Source organism: Pseudoalteromonas sp. TAP-3C (assembly GCF_059888565.1).
Map to the genome: position 1 here is coordinate 1,111,058 of NZ_CM187618.1, position 20,091 is coordinate 1,131,148.

The window sequence follows — 20,091 nt, forward strand, 5'->3', positions numbered from 1 at the left end:
ATTAGGCATATTAATAATAAAAAGGTGAGGGGATGGCCGAAGAATTAAGATGGGTTTTAATTGTGATTAGTGTATTTGTCATTGGTGGCTTATTAATACACGGTTTGTGGTCAGTAAGAAAAAAAGAGAATGCTGAACTTCCTGCAAGCGAGCGAGTTGAACCATTGCAAGAAGGGCATCCCTCACCTGTTCATACTGAGTCACAAGGACCGATGTTAGCGCAACGAGAAGAGCCACAAATGAGTGAGTTAAACTTCAGCGCTGATGAGGCACAAGTACAAAGCAGCATAGCGGATACACCGAGTGAAGATGAGCTTGATGGGGTGACAGAAGACACCGCTGACACACAAAAAGACGCCCCTAAAGAGGTGGCTGACTTTGTTATTGTGCATATTCAAATGCCAGCAGGGTTAACTATGCAAGGCAGTAAATTATTGCCAGCGGTTAATACTTTAGGTTTTAAATATTCAGAAGAAGGTTTTTTTAATCGTCATTTAGACCCTGCGGGTCAAGGTCCGGTTTTATTTAGACTGGTTAATATGTATAACCCAGGCACGTTTGATATTGATAATATGGAACAATTAAGTACCGCCGGGGTAAGCTTATTTATGACTTTACCATGTGATGGTGATGGCCTTGGCGCATTTAATATGTTGCACAGCGCCGCTAAAAAGTTAGCGGATGAATTTGGTGCAACTATTTTAGATTCACAACGTGAAGAAATGACGGTTGATAGTGTGCGTGAGTATGTTGAAAAAGTGAGACGTTTTTCAGCTTAACTACCTTCTATGTATAGAGCTAATTAGTTAAGAGTTTTATAAGCCACTTAATGACGACTCATTAAAGTGGCTTTTTTTATGTTTTTTTGAGGTTTACATGGCAAGCAGTATTAGTGAGCAAATTAATCATCTTCGTACCACGCTTGAGCAGCATAATTATAATTATTATGTGCTTGATACACCCAGCATACCCGATGCCGAATATGACCGCTTGTTACGGACACTGAGTGAACTAGAAACCCAGCATCCTGAGTTTTTAACCGCCGATTCACCCACTCAAAAAGTAGGCGGGGCTGCACTTGCTAAATTTGAGCAAGTGGCGCACCAAGTGCCTATGTTATCGCTTGATAACGCCTTTGGTGAGGATGAATTTAATGCGTTTAACCGTCGCATTAAAGAGCGTTTAATGAGCACCGACGAGCTTACATTTTGCTGTGAACCTAAACTGGATGGTTTAGCGGTATCGATTATTTATCGCGATGGAGTACTGGTTCAAGCGGCGACCCGTGGCGATGGGTTTACTGGCGAAAATATTACTCAAAACGTAAAAACAATCCGTAATGTACCATTAAAACTGCGCGGCGATGACTATCCAAAAGAGCTTGAAGTACGCGGTGAGGTGTTTATGGATAGCGCGGGTTTTGAAAAATTAAATGCAGCGGCGCAAAAGCGTGGCGATAAAGTCTTTGTCAATCCTCGAAATGCGGCGGCGGGGAGTTTACGCCAACTCGACTCTAAAATTACTGCAAAACGGCCACTGATGTTTTATGCCTACAGCACGGGACTCGTTGCCGATGGCACACTACCAGAAGATCACTACCAGCAACTCGCTAAGCTTACCGATTGGGGTTTACCACTGTGCCCAGAAACCAAACTAGTTGAAGGGCCCAAGGCCGCGCTTGCCTATTATAACGACATTTTAACGCGCCGTAGCGAGCTAAAGTATGAAATAGATGGCGTAGTTATTAAGGTAAATAAAAAAGCCCTACAAGAACGTTTAGGCTTTGTAGCACGTGCACCGCGTTGGGCAATTGCTTATAAGTTTCCAGCCCAAGAAGAAATAACGCAATTGTTAGGTGTTGAATTTCAAGTAGGGCGTACAGGGGCAATTACCCCAGTAGCACGATTAGCGCCGGTATTTGTTGGTGGTGTTACGGTGTCGAATGCAACGCTGCATAATGCCGACGAAATAGCCCGTTTAGGCGTTAAAGTAGGCGATACCGTGATTATTCGCCGCGCAGGGGATGTTATCCCACAAATTACTCAGGTAGTCGTTGAGCAACGCCCAATTGATGCAAAAGAGATTGTTTTTCCAACTATGTGCCCCATTTGTGACTCGCACATTGAACGGATTGAAGGTGAAGCTGTTGCACGCTGTACCGGTGGTTTAGTGTGCCAAGCACAGCGTAAACAAGCGATTAAACATTTTGCCTCACGTAAGGCATTAGATATTGACGGCTTAGGGGATAAAATTGTTGATCAATTGGTTGACCGAGAGCTTGTTAAAACGCCTGCTGATTTATTTATTTTAAAGCAGGGGCATTTTGAATCTTTGGAGCGAATGGGGCCAAAATCAGCTAAAAATTTAGTTGCCGCGCTTGATGATGCTAAAACCACCACCTTAGCAAAGTTTTTATATTCACTGGGTATTCGTGAAGTGGGTGAGGCTACCGCACAAAACTTAGCGAATCATTTTTTAACCCTTGAAAACGTAATCGATGCCAGCATTGAACAACTGACTGAAGTGAGCGATGTGGGTGAAATAGTAGCAAAGCATGTGCGCGGCTTTTTTACTGAAGATCATAACTTGACGGTAGTAAATGAATTAATAGCCCAAGGCATTAACTGGCCACAGTTAACAGCACCATCAGAGCAAGAGCAACCGCTCGCGGGTTTAACTTATGTGCTAACTGGGACGCTTAATACGCTTAATCGCAATGATGCGAAAATGCGCCTACAACAATTAGGTGCAAAGGTCTCTGGCAGTGTTTCGGCAAAAACCGATGCGTTAGTGGCGGGCGAAAAAGCTGGCTCTAAACTGACTAAAGCGCAAGACCTCGGTATAGAAATATTGACAGAGGATAATTTAATTACTTTGTTAGAGACACATAATGGCTAATTTTACTAATATGCTCAATTCGTTGTTAATTAATGTAGGGCAGTGGCTGCAAAGCTATCTACCGCACTTATCTCTGCTTTTAATGGTATGTTTGGTATCGCTTTATGCAGACGATATTTTAAAGTTAACCAAAAGAGTAGTTGCCAGACGCCATTTTATCATTCGCGTGATGTGCTTTGTGTTGATCACTGCGTTTGGGTTTGGTTTGTTAGTGGTGTGGTTAAGCCCGCTGCTAACTAAAGCCTTGCTCTTTTTCGGTACTAAGTGGTTAGGGCTGACATTATTGGCTGCGTTTTTTATTTTGGGCACTATTGCTGATAGGAAAAATCAGTTGTGAGCCGTTATGGGCCTGAATACTGGGATAAATATGGCAGCTATCGTACACCAATAGCGTTTCATTTGAGTATTTTAGTATTACTGCGTAGCTATTTTATTTGGGTGATTGCTGCGCTGAGCCGCCGGCCTGAACTTGATTTAATGTCGTTGTTTTTTAAAACAAAAAATGATTTTTTTATTGCCATAGCTATTGGTGCAGTGGCGATTGTGCCCACGATTATATTTTGTCTGCGACGACCGCGAGATTCACATCAAACTTCTGAGCGGTTAGCATTTATTTGGCGATATATGCGCTGGCCGCTCATTGCTTGTGCGCTAATAGACTTGTCGTGGTTAAGCATTCAGGCAGCCCATAGCCACTATCGCTTTTCACTGTTTTTAGCAGTACAAATGGTGATTGTATTATGGGTGTTGTGGTATTTGGCAAAAAGTCGGTATTTGGGCGTGTTTTTTAATGATTGGCCCGACCCCACAGAAAAAGCAACAGATAAAAAGTAATAGAGGCTGTGCGTTATATGTAAAAGAATAGCGTGTTTACAGAGCATTGATCGTGACATTAGTCACTGACGTACCAAACAATAGTTAAAAGAAATAGCTGCTAATTGATATAAAATAAGACAATGAGGTTGTGATGTTAAAGTGGAATAATATTGTTAATTTTGCCAACCATGGCAATCCATCACCAGTTAAAAAAGTAGTAAAATCAGATCAGCAATGGCGCGATCTGTTAAACGAAGAGCAATATTACGTCACCCGTAAAAAAGGCACAGAGCGACCAAATAGTTCAAGTAGTTGTACACTATTAGAACCTGGTAAGTACGTATGCGTGTGCTGTGATAATTTATTATTCGACGCAGATGAAAAGTTTGATAGCGGTACTGGTTGGCCTTCATTCACACAACCTGCGACAGAGCAAGCAATGGGTTATGTAATGGATAACAGCCATGGTATGGAGCGAGTTGAGGTTGTTTGTAACGTGTGTGATGCGCATTTAGGGCATATTTTCCCTGATGGTCCACTTCCTTCCGGTTTGCGTTATTGCGTAAACGCATTGGCTATGAAAAAACTTTAATCACTAATTTCTAGTTTCATCTCCTTAGCAATAGCTAAAAGCTTATCAAAACGTTCTGATTGCTCTTGGGGTAAAGGCGATTTTTTTAGCAGTTGAAGACATTTTTTGGCAAGAATACTGTTAAATGAGTCGTTGTGTTTTTTTGTTTTATCCACTAAACATTGTAATAAGTTAAGTGCAATGCTGGGATTATGAGGCATTACTCTAAATGCTTGGGTAAACGCCTCTAAAGCTACATTTAGCTGGCCTCGTTCAAATTGTTTAACCGCGTGATTATTTAACTCTTTTGGACCCATTTTAATATCACGTCTTTCACTTTGTTGCTGTTGAATATAGCGAAGATAAGTTACATCACTGACACTAGGATGGTGTTCACAATGATCAATGATCTGGGAAAATAGCGCTTGTGCTTTTTGATGAAATCCTAGTTCATGCAAAGCCTTAGCTTTATCAAGAGCGGCATCCACCGATCGTATTTGGCTGTCGTTGTCATCAAGTTGTTCAATGAGTTGTTTTGCTTTTTTATGCTCGTCTTTTAAGTAGTAAAGTCGAGCGTTAAGCACATCGATTTGTGTTTGCGCATGAATGGTTGGAAACTGCGTTTTCAGCTCATTAATATATTTATTTGTTTGTCGAGTAATTCTATTTATTTGATCGCTTTGATCTGTCGTTAGAGCAAAATCGATACCAGCGCGAGCAGCGTTTAAATATATATCAGGGCTATCATGCATAGAATACTTAGCATAAGTCGCAATATCTTTTTGGGTTAAATAACTGGTTTCATAGTCCCTGTTAATAAGTGAGACAGTATTTAAAGATTTCTGGCGTTGAATATTACGTGGGGCAATATGGGCCGCCTTACTTAAAAACTCTTGAGCTAACTCAAATTGATTGAGCTTTATTTCTAAACGACCTAATAAGTCTAATGCAACTAGGCGGGTTTCATTGCGCCCGAGCATGGTTTTAAGCATTCGTTGCGCCAAAATATGCTCATTGTTAGCAATTAAGGCTTCGACTAGCCCGACTTTTGCCCAGGCAAATTTTTGAATATTAAGCACAGATTTAAAAAAATCTTTCGCTTGTTGGTTTTGTTTTAATGCCAGTAATATATTACCTTTTAGCCTTAGTAGAATAGGGCTGTATTTATTACTTTTATCCAGTTGAGCATTAATTTGTTTCAATGCTTTAGATTGGTTGCCATCATCAATTAAGGTATAAATATCAATAAGATCGTTTTTTCGCTTAAGAATACGCTCTATACGTACTTTTAACTCTTGTACGGAAAAAGGTTTTACTAAAAAGTCATCAGGTTGAAGTTCTAATACACTGTGTACCAATTCTCCACTTGTTTCTGCTGAGGTAAATATAAACCCAGTAGAGTGTTTAATTAGTGCCTTAGCCCGTAATTCTTCATAAAGCTGGTAGCCATCTTGGCGTTTGCTTAAATTAAAGGAGCAAATAACTAAGTCAAATTGTTCTTGCAGGCATTGCTCTTTTGCCGCAAGGGCATGATCAGCAAAACGTAAATGCCCAAAGCCAATTTTTTCGAGTGACTGTTTCATGTAACTTTGAGCAAGTGGTTGCTCTTCTACAATCAATACTTTGGCTTTTGAGAAAATATTATTCTTAGACATTGGCTTAAGCGTTATTAAATTTAACACAGACTATAATCAACAGTTTAGACGCTTACAAGGTAATTTAAAGATTAGCCATCGAAGATGGGAGCTTATTAAGCAAAATGATTTAGAAGATTATAAAATTCGTAATATATAAATTTTTGGCATGTGGTTGGTAATATTGGTTTTCTGAAAATTGAGGAGAGGAACTGTTTGATAAAGAATATCTAAATGGTGGGTGATACTGGACTTGAACCAGTGACCCTCGCCTTGTAAGGGCGATGCTCTCCCAACTGAGCTAATCACCCATTTAGATTTTTGTAATATGCACCATTTTAAAAAATGGTGGGTCGTACTGGACTTGAACCAGTGACCCTCGCCTTGTAAGGGCGATGCTCTCCCAACTGAGCTAACGACCCATATTACAATTTTAAAACGCAACTATTAAAGTAAATAGTACTGGACTTTAACCAGTGAACCTCGCCGTTACTTGTAAATAGCGGTGATGCTCTCTTTTCTTGTAACTGAGCTAACGACCCATATTACAATTTTAAAACGCAACTATTAAAATAAATAGTACTGGACTTTAACCAGTGAACCTCGCCGTTACTTGTAAATAGCGGTGATGCTCTTTTTTCTTGTAACTGAGCTAACGACCCATATTACAATCTTAAAACGCGACTATTAAAGTAAATAGTACTGGACTTTAACCAGTGAACCTCGCCGTTACTTGTAAATAGCGGTGATGCTCTCTTTTTTGTAACTGAGCTAACGACCCATATTACAAATTTAAAAAATATAACTATTAGTATAATAACAAGTTTTATATGTGGTGGGTGATACTGGACTTGAACCAGTGACCCTCGCCTTGTAAGGGCGATGCTCTCCCAACTGAGCTAATCACCCACATATAAATTAAAACACTATTATTAAAATTAATAGTACTGGATTTTAACCAGTGAACGTGGCCATATCTTGTAAAAAAAAGGTCATGTTCTCTATTTTTGCAACTATTAATATAATAGTTATTTTTATATGTGGTGGGTGATACTGGACTTGAACCAGTGACCCTCGCCTTGTAAGGGCGATGCTCTCCCAACTGAGCTAATCACCCACATATAAATTAAAACGCGACTATTAAAAGTAAATAGTACTGGATTTTAACCAGTGAACCTCGCCGTTACTTGTAAATAGCGGTGATGCTCTCTTTTCTTGTAACTGAGCTAACGACCCATATTACAAACTAAAACACTATTATTAAAGTAAATAGTACTGGACTTCAACCAGTTAGCCTCGCCATTTCTTATAAAAAATGGTTACGCTCTCTATTTTTGCAACTATTAATATAATAGTCATTTTTATATGTGGTGGGTGATACTGGACTTGAACCAGTGACCCTCGCCTTGTAAGGGCGATGCTCTCCCAACTGAGCTAATCACCCACATATAAATTAAAACGCGACTATTAAAGTAAATAGTACTGGATTTTAACCAGTGAACCTCGCCGTTACTTGCAAATAGCGGTGATGCTCTCTTCTTTTCTAATTGAGCTAACGACCCACATTACAAATTTAAACATGTAACTATTTATATAATAAATTTTTATATGTGGTGGGTGATACTGGACTTGAACCAGTGACCCTCGCCTTGTAAGGGCGATGCTCTCCCAACTGAGCTAATCACCCACATATAAATTAAAACACTATTATTAAAATAAATAGCACTGGACTTTAACCAGTGAACCTCGCCGTTACTTGTAAATAGCGGTGATGCTCTCTTTTCTTGTAACTGAGCTAATTACCCACATCTTAACAACAACCCATTGCTGCGTTGTTGTGGGGCGCTATTATAGATAGAGTTGTAAATGTGTCAACACTTGAATGAGTAAAAATGTTTTAGATGCAGCTTTTATAATCAATGAACCTTTATTTAGAATGTTTTATAACCAATCCGCTGTTTATACTACATAAGTGAAATCACTTTGCGTATTTTATGAAGTATTATTTCAATCCGTGCGTGTAATAGTTTACTCCTGGCTATCAGTACTTTTGATAATTTGCTTAACTAGGGCAGGGGAGCTACTCATCATTGGCTATGGTTCTCATACTTACGAATAATTGGCTGAAAATCACCCAAAAACAAAGTGACTTTATTTTGCATATAAATGTATAACATATTAGTTTGTAGGGTAGAGCCGCTTAAACAATCAAGGTAACTTTGTTTCTTGGCGTTAAAGCTTTAAATTTTGTTTCGAAACAGTAGCTTTGCATGTATTTCGAGCAATGCAGTTTATTCGTTATTCAGTTTGCTGAAAATTAAACCTTTTGAATAAAGTTACTGAAAAAAATGTTGACATTATTTTGGTGGATGCATAGAATGCGCCCCGCACTCAGCGATACACAGCACGGTTTAACTGCGCAGTGTTTAGCAAAATAAATTGGGGCTATAGCTCAGCTGGGAGAGCGCTTCGCTGGCAGCGAAGAGGTCTGCGGTTCGATCCCGCATAGCTCCACCAATTTATAGTGTGTTTGTCCTAGGGTAGCAGTTTTCTGTGTCCCCATCGTCTAGAGGCCTAGGACACCGCCCTTTCACGGCGGTAACAGGGGTTCGAATCCCCTTGGGGACGCCACTTAACTTTTTAGTTAAAAGCGGTTTTACCGAGAAAATAGCGTAACACATAAAGCTCGAGTCTTTATTTGTACTATACGCCATTACCTTAAAGCTCAGGATGTGAGTTAAACTTATCAATTGTCCTAGTGACACAGAAAAAGCAAATCAGTGATTTGCAAACCAATTTCTGCGTCCCCATCGTCTAGAGGCCTAGGACACCGCCCTTTCACGGCGGTAACAGGGGTTCGAATCCCCTTGGGGACGCCACTTACTTATTTTAAGTAACGCATAAAACAGTGTGACACCGCATTCTCTATGCACGATGTTAACAAGGGTACTAATCTCTTGGGGACGCCACTTATTTATTTTAAATAGGCAAGTGCAGTGTTATTAAGAAAGCTCGCCTGAAACGAGTTAAACTATTCAGTTGTCCTAGTGACACAGAAAAAGCAAATCAGTGATTTGCAAATCAATTTCTGCGTCCCCATCGTCTAGAGGCCTAGGACACCGCCCTTTCACGGCGGTAACAGGGGTTCGAATCCCCTTGGGGACGCCACTTACTATTTTTATAGTCAGTGCAGTGTTATGAAGCAGCTCGCCTGAAACGAGTTAAACCATTCAGTTGTCCTAGTGACACAGAAAAAGCAAATCAGTGATTTGCAAACTAATTTCTGCGTCCCCATCGTCTAGAGGCCTAGGACACCGCCCTTTCACGGCGGTAACAGGGGTTCGAATCCCCTTGGGGACGCCACTTACTATTTTTATAGTCAGTGCAGTGTTATGAAGCAGCTCGCCTGAAACGAGTTAAACCATTCAGTTGTCCTAGTGACACAGAAAAAGCAAATCAGTGATTTGCAAACTAATTTCTGCGTCCCCATCGTCTAGAGGCCTAGGACACCGCCCTTTCACGGCGGTAACAGGGGTTCGAATCCCCTTGGGGACGCCACTTACTTATTTTAAGTGATGTATGAAGCAGTGTGACACCGCACTCTCTATGCACGACGTTAACAGGAGTACTAATCTCTTGGGGACGCCACTTAATTATTTTAAGTGATGTATAAAGCAGTGTGACACCGCACTCTCTATGCACGACGTTAACAAGAGTACTAATCTCTTGGCGACGCCACTTACTATTTCTAGAGTAGGTATATGTTTTTAAAATAAAAAACTATCTGTTCAAGTAGTTCTTACGTTCGTCTATAAAATACCTCTCTAAATTAAATATTTAGGTTTATCAAAGCCTAAAGTCACGATATCCACTCAAGTATTATTCAACCTCAAAAAGACTTAATGAAAAGTATCTGTGTTTTTTATTCAGGGCTTATAAATATTCTACTTGTTAATCTACATAAAACTTCCAAAGAATGAGGAGGGTTTATGGCAAGTGGATGGGCGCGAGATGGTGCAATTCAAGATCAAATTGATGCTAGTGTTAATGATGCTGTGCAATATGCTAGAAGTAATTTAGTTTCTGGAGCCAGTGCAGAGTTATGTGAAGAATGCGATGAGCCAATACCACAAGCACGAAGGCTCGCGTTACCTGGTGTTAAGTATTGTGTAAGCTGCCAAGCTGAACTAGAAAGTAAAGGCATGCTTTCTAAAAGTTTAAACCGACGTGGCAGTAAAGACAGTCAATTACGATAAAAAAGGTGCATACAGCACCTTTTTTAATGCCTTATCAGAGAAATAAAAAGTGGGTTAGCAAACTGATTAAATATATTTACTAAAATTTACTCATATTTTCTTTTTTCTGAATTAACTCAATTGAGTAGCCATCAGGGTCTTTCACAAAGGCGATTTCTGTGGTGCCGCCTTTTACAGGCCCAGGTTCACGGCTAACGTTACCGCCAGCGGCCTTGATATCAGCACAGGCTTTGTAAATATCATCAAACTCAATGGCAATATGCCCATAGGCATTACCTAAATCGTAGCTGTCGGTATCCCAGTTATAAGTAAGCTCTAGTACTGTCGTGTCTTTTTCATCGCCATAGCCTACAAAGGCGAGGGTATAACGGTATTCTTCGTTATCAGCGCGGCGCAGCTCTTTCATGCCGAGTACTTGCGTGTAAAACGCAATTGATTTATCTAGATCAGCCACCCGTAACATGGTGTGTAGTAAACGCATTTAAATCCCCTTGATTTTGCTTTTAAATTCACATAAATTTTTGATAGCGTAGCGACACCGAAGCTATTGCTGCGCTGTTAAAATACCAATGATCCGATTATAAATTATTTCTGTGAGCAGCACAGTATCGTTGTCATTGGTGTTTATAATAAGAATACTTTTACTTGTTAACCTTGCCCTTAAGAACATAAATTTCACCATCAAAACTTCCCTGAATCGTTAGCCCTTGTCCTGCTAACTCTTTCAGGTAGTCTATATGTTCCTCAGTAATATGCTGCCCAGGCACTAACAGTGGAATGCCCGGTGGATAGGGGGTAACTAAACCGGCACAAATACGGTTGTTGCTTTTGCTAATAGGCACAGACTCGCGCTCACCATAAAAAGCATCGCTAGGAATACACGCCAAATCTATGGCTGGTAAATTCTCCGGTAAGCGGGAGCGCCTTGTCGACGTTGACAGCTTTACCTTACCGCTGTCGAGCTTTTTCAACGCATTATAAAGACGAATTATTTTTGAGCGCGTGCCGCCAAGCGTCAGTAACACTAAAATGGTGCTGTGAGTGTACTTTTCTATTTCTAGGCCAATTTCATCCAGCAGGAATTTATGGATATCCTTTAATGAATAAGGCAATTGACTAATGTCGATGAGAATTTTTAGCGGATCATGGCCCATGTTGTCGCCACTAAAGTGCGGAAATATTTCCATAAAGTCTTGCTTACCTAGCACTTTAATATGCTTGAGCGAGGCCATTTGTTGTTTAAATTCGTCCACATGGTTTAACAAGGCATTGAGTAACTTATAGCCTTCCATCTCTAACTGCTTTTGGCACACGTCAAGCGATGCGATAAGCTGATATTTTGGCGATGTACTGGCGTAAATACTGTAAATCTCGCGAAAGAAATCGGCATCAAAATCGGGATCGTTGACATGAATATAAGACGCCTGAGAAAACGCCGAGACCACTTTATGCGCTGAGTGGGTCACATAGTCAGCCCCAGCATGAATCGCAGAATAATAGCGTAAGCTAGGATGAAAAAGAGAGTATGCAAACCAGGCTTCGTCGATAAACACTTTAACCCCATGTTGATGGGCAAACTCGACCACTTGTTTTAAGTCGCTTAGCAGGCCATCGTAGGTGCAACCAGTGAGAACCAGCAATTTAGCATCGGTATTTTCCTCGATTGCTTGTTTGATGTCAGCTAACGACGGTGGCGCGAAAATGCCATATTTAGGGTTTAAAATACTCGACAAATAAATGGGTAAGCTCGCTGATTGTAAAATGCCATAGTGCACAGATTTATGACAATTGCGGTCGATAATCACTTTATCGCCTTTGCGCAGCAGTGTTTGCAAGATGATTTTATTTGAGGTAGACGAGCCATTGGTAACAAAATAGGTGTGTTTTACCTCAAATGTTGCCGCGGCCGATTCTTGCGCACGACCAATGGTATTGGTGCTGTCTGATAATGAACCTAACGAATCGACTGACACCGACAAGTCGCCAACGAAGACATTGCGGCCATAAAACTGATAAAAATCTTTAATATAAGGCGAATTTCTAAAGCTAGAACCGCCACTGTGCCCCGGTGTGTGCCACGAATCGTTTGCTTCGCCAACATAACGGCGATACGCCGTCCAGAATGGTGTTTCTGAGCGGTCATCGAAATCGTTGATCATATAGCCCAAAATAGCTTCTGGATCTGAGATTACTTCATCTTTAAAAAAGAAAGACTCTATCTCCTCCGACTCGTTTACGATCTCCAGTCCCTTCGTGTCGTCGCCAATCACATAAACCGGCAACTCAAGACGAATTGCTTTTAACTGCTCAATAAAGCGACTATAGGTTTTTTCGCCTTTGTTTTGTACATCCCAACTAAGCACCACGGCCTGAATATCGCCATCTTCCTCAACAATATCCAACGCGTGTTTTAGCTCAAGACGCTCAATAATATCGATATGAATATCATCTCGCTCAAAATTGACAATGGTTTTCGACAGATTCGTTGAAAGCTCTTGTAAGGTGGCGGGATCTTGCTCAATTAACAAAATACGAAGTATAGGTAGCATAGCAATTCTCGTAATAAAATTTCATAATGTTCAATAGCATAACTAAAGGATTGAGACTTGTGAAATTAATACTCTGAAAATGTTCCAATAATTGCTAATACATTTATTCGTATAAAAAGATTTTATTCAAACTTAGTTAAAGGATATCGAAAAATGAGCCTGTGCTATTGATAGATTTTGGTATTTATCTAATCAGTCTTTTCTTTAAACTCCACAAGTCTTCAATAATACAGCTACCGCATTTTGGTTTGCGGGCCACACAGGTATAACGCCCGTGAAGAATAAGCCTGTGGTGTACGTCTACTTTAAATTCTTTTATGATCACTTTTTCAAGCTTGTGTTCAACCTCAACTACATTTTTACCCATAGCAAATTTAGTGCGGTTTGATACGCGGTCGATATGGGTGTCTACTCCTACAGGGCTAGCAGGAGGGTAATAAAGGTAGATATAAAATATGTCTAATTGCACAAGGCTAGGTTGATTTGTGCCATATATAGTCGGCTCTAACTCATTTTTGCCCCAAGATGAGTTAGGAAAGAAACTCACCCTTCAGTTGAAGGTGGTAGTGGGTTGTTTTTGCTGACGGCGACAGTAAGTTCGTTTAGAGTTTTTTCAAGTAATAGTTGACAACACGTTGTCTTCCTATCAAAATGATAGGTATCAGGTTGATAGGTGTTTCATGGTTGAAAATAATCCACAAGGTGTTAAAGAATTCCCTCTTACAGAGGGAACCGCCAGAAAAATAATGAATGATCTGGCAGAGAATTATACCCACAGGATTCGATGGAGCAAGCATGTTAAACAACGCATGCATGAACGAGGGGTTACTACAGCACAAGTAATTACTCTACTTAAGAGTAAACATTCGGTGTTCAGAGAGGGTCCATACCCTGAGGCCTCTGGAGATTGGAAATTTAACTTGAAAGGTTTAGCAGCGGGCAAAGTTATTGAGTTGACTGTTGCACTTAAGAATCATCATGACAGTCCTATGTCAGTTTTAGTAACTGTATGGATAGATTAAGAGGTTGATATGTACCATTATACTGAAAGCGGTTTATCAAACGTGTATCTAAAAAATGGTGTTACCGTTGAAGAAATTGATGGTGAAGAATATACAAGTATTGATGATATGAACGGACTTCATAGCGCAATAGCACAGGCTGTTGTAGACAGCAACAGACCTCTTGCGTATGAGGAATTTAAATTTTTACGTATTGAAATGAATGTTTCTCAAAAAATGCTTGCGACACGTTTTGGTGTGGATGAACAGACAATTGCACGTTATGAGAAAGGTCAAACAAAAATTCCACGTACTACAGATGCTGCTTTAAGAGCTTTGTATATGGAAAGCCAAGAAAAAAATAATCCCGTAAGTTATTTTCTTGATTTACTGTCGGATACTGAAGCTGAGGAAGCTGCAAAAGTAATTCGCCTAGAAGAAATCGAAAACCATTGGGAAGAAGTAGAAAGCTAAGCCTTAAACTACTCAGCCAAAAAGCCGACATTAAGTCGGCTTTTTGGCTTCTATTCATCTTAAAGCAATGCTAGATAGTTTGTGGTTCGTATTTCGTACTAATTTATATGAAGACACGATAATACGATCCTCATCGTCATTATTGTCCAATTTTGTTTCAGCCTGTTCGGGGTGAAACATTTCAGTCCCAAAACAGTTTAGAGTAAATGCTTTAGAGTTGAATTTGAGCGATCTACGGAAGTTACCCAAAGCAGAGCGAGTAAGCTTCTAGGTAGTTGTTTAAAATCAATCAGTTAATATTTTTAATCATATCGTCAGGGTCAGGTCTTTCTTTTTGCTTCTTATCGTAAAAGGCAAGATGCAAGACCTGACCCTGCTGGTTTTGCATGACCCTGCTGGTTTTGTAACTAAAGGATTGAGACTTGTGAAATTAATTTTTTGGGATCATTTTTTCAAGTTTTTGCTTAACCTCAACCACGTCTTTACCCACAGCAAACTTTGTGCGGTTTGATACGCGTTCGATATGGGTGTCTACAGCGATAGTGGGCCACCCGAAGATAATTATAGTAGATATAAAATATGTCTAATTGCACAAGGCTGATTTGCACCAGTAGCACACAATCAGTAACGTGATGTGAAGTCTAAATTTAGCTTTAATTTTGCTCAGTGTTAAATTAAGCGACGTAAGTTGGGGTGAATATATCGAAACCCAACGAAACAATACCCAACCAATTAGCACAAATATTTAGCATTATCGGTTGTCTTAAATAAGCTCAGGACAGCTGGTCAGTAATATGGTGCCTGAAGACAAGATTCGGAACTGGCCAAAAAGTGATCATTATTGAATGATTTTCGTGATCAAAGTTGGAGAAAATATGCATATTAGCTATCTTTAAATGTAACTATTTAGAATATATGAATTCATGTGATAAAGTTTTGATATTCTAATCCTTACCTAGATCATACTTCTCCTTATGAATCAGCCTCTTTACCTTAAGCGTACACTTTTTAGTGATGACCAAAGATATACCGAGGCTGATTTATTACAAGCCTCTAAATATATTGTTGTTTTGGCTGAGCCTGGGGCAGGGAAGACTGAACTTATAAAAAGCTTGGCTAAACAGTTAGCAGTCAAAGAAATTACTGCAAATGTATTTCGTTACAGAACTTCTAATCAGTCTAACAAGGCTCTTGTAATTGATGCTTTTGATGAGTTATCAAAAATTGACCAATCAGGTATTTATCAATTACTCGCTAATGCTTCAGATGCGAACCCAAGTCACATAGTCATCTCAAGTAGATCCAGTGAATGGAATACCTCCACAACAAATATATTTGAAGAGTTTTTTGGTCGAAAACCTATCATTGCTAGGCTATGTGAATTTAATGAATCTGAACAACGAGATATTTTTTTCCATCATACCTCTCAAGATAGCTTTGTAGCATTTAAGGCTGAAGTTTCCCGATTTTCTTTAGATCCACTTTTACCTAACCCACAGTTTCTAAAGTTGTTTGCAGATGCTTATATAGAAAGTAATGGTCATTTTACGGATAAGCGTTCTATTTTCACTCAAGCCATTATTCACTTAGCGAAAGAGACTAATCAAAGTGTAACGCCAAGCCCTAAGTTCTCAACCAAGAGTAAAGTAGACATTTCATCCGAAATATTTGCAAAAATCCTCTTATCTGGTTCCGAGGGAATAGGAATCAATGAAGTTAATGAAAGTCGGATGTACCCCATACTTGGTTCGTTATTAAACACTAGCGATTTAGATATAGGTAGTCTTTTGGCAACACGCCTTTTTAAGCCTGGAGACAATGCAGATCAGCATAGACCAGTTCATAAAATGGTTGCCGAATACTGTGCTGCTGATTATCTAGTCAAGCGTATTCTTATGTCATCAGACCCTTTAACTATCTCTCAATGTGTGTCTATTATTGCACCTAACTCGACAGTGAGAGATGAGTTACGGGGACTGCTTGGTTGGATGGCATCCTTGGGTAATAAATTAATAGAAAAGATAATAATTGAACTTGATCCCTATGCTGTGCTGGCAAACGGAGATCCTTCTCAACTAGAACCATCATCAAAACAACTTCTATTATCAAAATTAAAAGAAATTGAAGCTAGTGACCCTTATTTTAGACGGAATGATTCATGGCGAAAATTCAACGTCGTGGGTTTTTTTACACAAGAAGTGATAGAAGATCTCAAGCCAATTATCTCCGGTGAAAGTGATGGTGATTTACGAGATTTATTACTTGAGCTCTTAGCTGGAACTAAAGAATTAAAATGGCTAGAAGCAGAATTGCGTCAGATTATTTTAGATCCTAATGAAAATAAAAACACAAGGATGTTAGCTAATACCTGTGTGCTAGGTTTAGATGCCTATGACTTTCATTCCGACTTAAAGCATTTGATTGTAGAAGGTACTTACTCTTCTTTAGCTATAGCAGCTGATATTATCAAATATTATGACCCTGAGAAGCTCACTTCTACTGAATTAGAAGACTTCTTTAATAGTTGCGTTAACTTATATCCAAGTTATAAAAAAGGTTTTGAGCGAACCATAGGGCGCCGTTACTTCATTAATGGGTTAGTGTCTTGTTTGAGTTTACAGACTACCGAAGCGCTTTTAAATTCCTTAAGCAAAGGCTTGGCTTGCACCTGCGGAAAAAGAGCGTTTGAATGTGATTGCCGAACAGGAATAAGTAAAATTATTGGTCACTTGTTAGATCGTTACTTTGAAGTAGCTAAACCACCTCATGACCCATCACAGATTTGGCAATGGATTAAAAGTTTAAATTTTCATGGACAAAATAGTACCCGAAAGATAGCTTCGGTAAATTATTTGCGCGAAGATAATTGCTTACGCCAAGGTATTATTTCTCATGTATTTGGTGAACTGACCGACCGTGAACAGATTGCTCAAACCAAGTGGAAAAAATTCTCAAGCCGAGAGTCACATGCTGGGCTTGCTTTTAAAGTTGAAGATTATCAATTCATCGTTGATTTAGCGTTTGAGCGTGATAATGCTGAGTTATGGTCGAGTTTTATGGAGCACCATAAATATCATTATCACTCAGAAGCTCAAGGTCCTAATAGCCTACGTTGTCATATGCGAAAACAAGCATCTCTAAAGCCAAAATTTATGGCTAAATGGGCCTCATTAAATAGACAATATAATATACGAATTAAGAATGATGATCGCGAGTGGAGAGTAAGAGATCGTAGAGTAGTTAAGCGCTATGAAAAAAAAGAGCATGCTGTTCACACCGAGAACATAAAGTACATTAATGAAAATCGTGAGTTAATTGAAGGTGGCAAACATTGGTCGTTTTTAGTTCAGTTTTCTGAGTATATTCTTAATCACCCTGAAGATATAAAGCTGGCATTCGGCGATGAAAATATTGTTCGAAACTCCTTGAGAAATTGCTTTGATTTCATTGAGCCTGAAGTTCCTAATATACAAGAGCTAGCAGTAAGAAAATGTTCATCTTACTTCTATAATATTGAAATCATAGTTGTAGCAGCTTGTATAGAAATCATGCGTTTAAATGGTAATTTAAACAGTATAAAACATTTATTCTTAGTAGCTCTGAAAACATATTTTAACATTAGTTACTCTGGTGTTAGTGAAAATGAAATGAGTGCGCTGAAAGCCGAAGTAGATCGGTTGATTTTCCCTGATATAAAGTCTGCTGAATTATTTCTCCGTCAATATGTTGAGCCTCAATTAGCCGAACCTAAATGTTCTTTTCCCGCCGTTCATTTATTAGAATCTGACGAAGTATTTGGCTCTTTACGAGCAACCTTATCTATAGAGTGGCTTAATCACTTTGAAGAGCTTGAGTCCAATGCATTGAGTTCACTTTTTAAAATTGCAGTACAGCATGGTGATCGTGAAGAGTTAAACAACATAATTCTTAAGCGTTGTTCGCATTTATTATTAGAATATCCACAGCCTAAAAATTATGAAGTTCTTGTAAAAAGATGTCAATTTTGGTTTGTTCGAGCTTTTTATTTTTTAAGTATAAAAGAGGCAGAGCCTTATTTTAATTGGCTTAAGTCGGAGAAAAATTCAGTTTTTATATTTAATAACTATTCGAGTCGAATGAATCGAGGCGATTATCCACATTGGCCAGAACTAACCTCTCGTAAATTGGAAGCTATTCTCGAAGCCTTTTTTGATAAGTGGCCGAAGGTATACTTACCGGGCAGTTGGGGAACAGAAAGCTCTGATGAAGAAACAGCCTATAGGTTTCTTACAGATATTATTTGGGACATAGGTAAAGATAATCCTGATGAAGCGATACCCGTGCTTAATCGACTCTTATTAAAGTCTGATTTTTCTGATATCCATAGAGACTTAAAAAGCATACAAGCAGAGCAACTGAGGAAAAAGGCGCTGATAAGCTTCGAGACCCCATCAGCCGCGAAAATAGTCGACTTATTGGATAATAATTCTGTGGTTACGGTTGAAGGCTTACGACAATTAGTGATTCAAGAATTACAAAATTATCAGAAAGAAATTGACGGTGGAGAGTTTAACGTTGCAGATCGTTTCTATACTAAAGATAAATCATTAAAAGATGTGCATTTAGATGAGGTACGTTCAGTTGTAATCATTGCAGAGCGCCTAAGCACGGTACTAACCCCCCAAAGTATTACTATTAAATCAGAGTTTCAGACTAAAAATCAAAATAGGATTGATTTTACCGCAGCTAAAGTAATTGAAGGTAAAAGACGTTTAGTTGTTGTTGAAGCTAAAGGGCAATGGCATAAAGAACTATATTCAGCAGCTTCTACTCAGCTTTATGAGCGATATTCAATTCACCCTGATGCAGAAAAACAGGGAATTTATCTTGCTATTTGGTTTGGTACTAATGTAAAAGTAGCAGGTCGGAAGGCAGGTCATATAACAAATGCAGAAGAGTTAAAAGAGTCTATTGAGCAAACGTTACCGCTAGAATTAAAGGGGTTTATTGATGTTTTCGTTTTAGATGTATCTCGATCTTGATCTATGACTTTGGCGGACAATTATTGCTCGCTCAGTAATTGTAGAATCTAATTGCGTTAATTTTATCGAGCATTTTTAAGCTTTACCTTTGTGAATTATGATAAATTTATTTGGACTTTTTCGTTAATTTAATAGCCTTTGATGAATAAAGAGGGTCAGAACTTGCATTGAACATGCTCAAATCGATTTTGCCAGCATCTACTATCCACTATCCACTCAAAGCAGTCACTAATTTACTCTATCTTATCTTTAAACTCACACAAGTCTTCAATAATACATGAACCGCATTTTGGTTTGCGGGCTGTACAAACATAACGACCATGTAAAATAAGCCAGTGATGTACATCGACTTTAAATTCTTTGGGGATCACTTTTTCGAGTTTTTGTTCAACTGCAACCACGTCTTTGCCCATAGCCAGTTTGGTTCGGTTTGAAACACGGAAAATATGGGTGTCTACGGCTATTGTCGGCCAGCCGAAGGCCGTATTTAGGACTACGTTAGCGGTTTTACGGCCAACGCCGGGGAGGGCTTCTAGGGCTTCGCGATTCTCAGGGACTATGCTGTTGTGCTTATCCACCAATATTTGGCACATCTTGTACACATTGGCAGCTTTAGAATTAAACAAACCGATGGTTTTTATGTAATCACGCAGTGTGTCGTGGCCTAAATCTAAAATGGCTTGTGGCGTATTGGCAACCGGAAAGAGCTTACGCGTGGCTTTATTGACGCCAACGTCTGTTGCTTGTGCTGATAGCGTTACCGCAACCAGTAGCTCAAACGGGCTTGAGTATTCAAGCTCGGTTTCAGGGTGTGGGTTTTGCTCGCGCAGGCGCGAAAGTATTTGGTGACGTTTTTCTTTATTCATACAAC

At 39.3% G+C, this 20,091-nt stretch carries 13 protein-coding genes, 12 tRNA genes and 2 pseudogenes; 15 read left to right on the forward strand and 12 right to left on the reverse strand.

The genetic code is table 11. The features are described from left to right. Positions 1–32 precede the first annotated feature (32 nt). The 5 genes from zipA to msrB all read left to right on the forward strand — a co-directional run bounded on the left by zipA (position 33) and on the right by msrB (position 4,306). Positions 33–779: a cell division protein ZipA gene (gene zipA, locus AC6H44_RS05215; RefSeq protein WP_500737866.1), complete on the forward strand. Its 747-nt coding sequence runs from the start codon at positions 33–35 to the stop codon at positions 777–779. 97 nt (positions 780–876) lie between these two features. Beyond that, complete coding sequence (gene ligA / locus AC6H44_RS05220) at positions 877–2,898, forward strand: NAD-dependent DNA ligase LigA (protein WP_500737867.1); 2,022 nt, start codon at positions 877–879, stop codon at positions 2,896–2,898. Next, positions 2,891–3,235, forward strand: coding sequence for a DUF3392 domain-containing protein (locus tag AC6H44_RS05225; protein WP_500737868.1), 345 nt, complete (start codon positions 2,891–2,893; stop codon positions 3,233–3,235). Before ligA ends, AC6H44_RS05225 begins: the two co-directional genes overlap by 8 nt. Then, positions 3,232–3,732, forward strand: coding sequence for a DUF2919 domain-containing protein (locus AC6H44_RS05230; RefSeq protein ID WP_500737869.1), 501 nt, complete (start codon positions 3,232–3,234; stop codon positions 3,730–3,732). Before AC6H44_RS05225 ends, AC6H44_RS05230 begins: the two co-directional genes overlap by 4 nt. A gap of 133 nt (positions 3,733–3,865) precedes the next feature. Further along, on the forward strand, positions 3,866–4,306 hold the full coding sequence (gene msrB / locus AC6H44_RS05235; protein WP_500737870.1) for a peptide-methionine (R)-S-oxide reductase MsrB: 441 nt from the start codon (positions 3,866–3,868) through the stop codon (positions 4,304–4,306). Here the strand turns inward: msrB and AC6H44_RS05240 are convergent. From AC6H44_RS05240 to AC6H44_RS05270, 7 genes are all read right to left on the reverse strand, one after another. Then, positions 4,303–5,940 carry a response regulator gene (locus AC6H44_RS05240; RefSeq protein WP_500737871.1) on the reverse strand — a complete coding sequence of 546 codons (1,638 nt, stop codon included), beginning with the start codon at positions 5,938–5,940 and terminating at the stop codon, positions 4,303–4,305. The two genes, msrB and AC6H44_RS05240, sit on opposite strands and share 4 nt — an antisense overlap. Positions 5,941–6,154: 214 nt before the next feature. After that, a tRNA-Val gene (locus tag AC6H44_RS05245) sits at positions 6,155–6,230 on the reverse strand. A 35-nt stretch (positions 6,231–6,265) separates the two neighbouring features. Next, a tRNA-Val gene (locus tag AC6H44_RS05250) sits at positions 6,266–6,341 on the reverse strand. A gap of 411 nt (positions 6,342–6,752) precedes the next feature. Beyond that, positions 6,753–6,828 (reverse strand) — tRNA-Val (locus tag AC6H44_RS05255). Between the two features lie 132 nt (positions 6,829–6,960). Then, positions 6,961–7,036: transfer RNA gene (locus AC6H44_RS05260), tRNA-Val, on the reverse strand. Positions 7,037–7,287: 251 nt separating this feature from the next. Beyond that, positions 7,288–7,363 (reverse strand) — tRNA-Val (locus tag AC6H44_RS05265). Between the two features lie 167 nt (positions 7,364–7,530). Beyond that, positions 7,531–7,606, reverse strand: a tRNA-Val gene (locus tag AC6H44_RS05270). Positions 7,607–8,360: 754 nt separating this feature from the next. Here AC6H44_RS05270 and AC6H44_RS05275 point away from each other — a divergent pair. The 7 genes from AC6H44_RS05275 to AC6H44_RS05305 all read left to right on the forward strand — a co-directional run bounded on the left by AC6H44_RS05275 (position 8,361) and on the right by AC6H44_RS05305 (position 10,175). Next, a tRNA-Ala gene (locus AC6H44_RS05275) sits at positions 8,361–8,436 on the forward strand. Between the two features lie 38 nt (positions 8,437–8,474). Beyond that, a tRNA-Glu gene (locus tag AC6H44_RS05280) sits at positions 8,475–8,550 on the forward strand. Between the two features lie 172 nt (positions 8,551–8,722). Further along, positions 8,723–8,798 (forward strand) — tRNA-Glu (locus AC6H44_RS05285). 213 nt (positions 8,799–9,011) lie between these two features. Beyond that, positions 9,012–9,087 (forward strand) — tRNA-Glu (locus tag AC6H44_RS05290). 119 nt (positions 9,088–9,206) lie between these two features. Then, positions 9,207–9,282: transfer RNA gene (locus tag AC6H44_RS05295), tRNA-Glu, on the forward strand. 119 nt (positions 9,283–9,401) lie between these two features. Further along, positions 9,402–9,477, forward strand: a tRNA-Glu gene (locus tag AC6H44_RS05300). A gap of 431 nt (positions 9,478–9,908) precedes the next feature. Continuing rightward, positions 9,909–10,175, forward strand: a complete 267-nt coding sequence (locus AC6H44_RS05305) for a DksA/TraR family C4-type zinc finger protein (RefSeq protein WP_500737872.1) — start codon at positions 9,909–9,911, stop codon at positions 10,173–10,175. 79 nt (positions 10,176–10,254) lie between these two features. Here AC6H44_RS05305 and gloA read toward each other — a convergent pair whose 3' ends face one another. From gloA to AC6H44_RS05320, 3 genes and pseudogenes are all read right to left on the reverse strand, one after another. Continuing rightward, positions 10,255–10,656 (reverse strand): lactoylglutathione lyase, encoded by a 402-nt coding sequence (gene gloA / locus AC6H44_RS05310; RefSeq protein ID WP_500737873.1) that lies wholly within the window; start codon positions 10,654–10,656, stop codon positions 10,255–10,257. A 160-nt stretch (positions 10,657–10,816) separates the two neighbouring features. Beyond that, complete coding sequence (locus AC6H44_RS05315; RefSeq protein ID WP_500737874.1) at positions 10,817–12,724, reverse strand: aminotransferase class V-fold PLP-dependent enzyme; 1,908 nt, start codon at positions 12,722–12,724, stop codon at positions 10,817–10,819. 188 nt (positions 12,725–12,912) lie between these two features. Beyond that, positions 12,913–13,142, reverse strand: a pseudogene (locus AC6H44_RS05320) (iron-sulfur binding domain-containing protein); the annotation flags it as partial. Positions 13,143–13,404: 262 nt separating this feature from the next. Here AC6H44_RS05320 and AC6H44_RS05325 point away from each other — a divergent pair. Both AC6H44_RS05325 and AC6H44_RS05330 read left to right on the forward strand, forming a co-directional pair. Next, on the forward strand, positions 13,405–13,746 hold the full coding sequence (locus AC6H44_RS05325; protein ID WP_500737875.1) for a DUF4258 domain-containing protein: 342 nt from the start codon (positions 13,405–13,407) through the stop codon (positions 13,744–13,746). A 9-nt stretch (positions 13,747–13,755) separates the two neighbouring features. Next, on the forward strand, positions 13,756–14,199 hold the full coding sequence (locus AC6H44_RS05330) for a helix-turn-helix domain-containing protein (RefSeq protein ID WP_033102712.1): 444 nt from the start codon (positions 13,756–13,758) through the stop codon (positions 14,197–14,199). A gap of 436 nt (positions 14,200–14,635) precedes the next feature. Here AC6H44_RS05330 and AC6H44_RS05335 read toward each other — a convergent pair. Beyond that, positions 14,636–14,755 (reverse strand): annotated as a pseudogene (locus AC6H44_RS05335) (endonuclease III); the annotation flags it as partial. 418 nt (positions 14,756–15,173) lie between these two features. Here AC6H44_RS05335 and eruA point away from each other — a divergent pair. Further along, a complete protein-coding gene (gene eruA, locus AC6H44_RS05340; RefSeq protein WP_500737876.1) occupies positions 15,174–19,220 on the forward strand; it encodes an NACHT domain-containing antiphage protein EruA in 4,047 nt (1,348 codons plus the stop codon). A 233-nt stretch (positions 19,221–19,453) separates the two neighbouring features. Here the strand turns inward: eruA and nth are convergent, their stop codons facing one another. After that, positions 19,454–20,086 (reverse strand): endonuclease III, encoded by a 633-nt coding sequence (gene nth / locus AC6H44_RS05345; RefSeq protein ID WP_500737877.1) that lies wholly within the window; start codon positions 20,084–20,086, stop codon positions 19,454–19,456. Between the last annotated feature and the right edge of the window lie 5 nt (positions 20,087–20,091).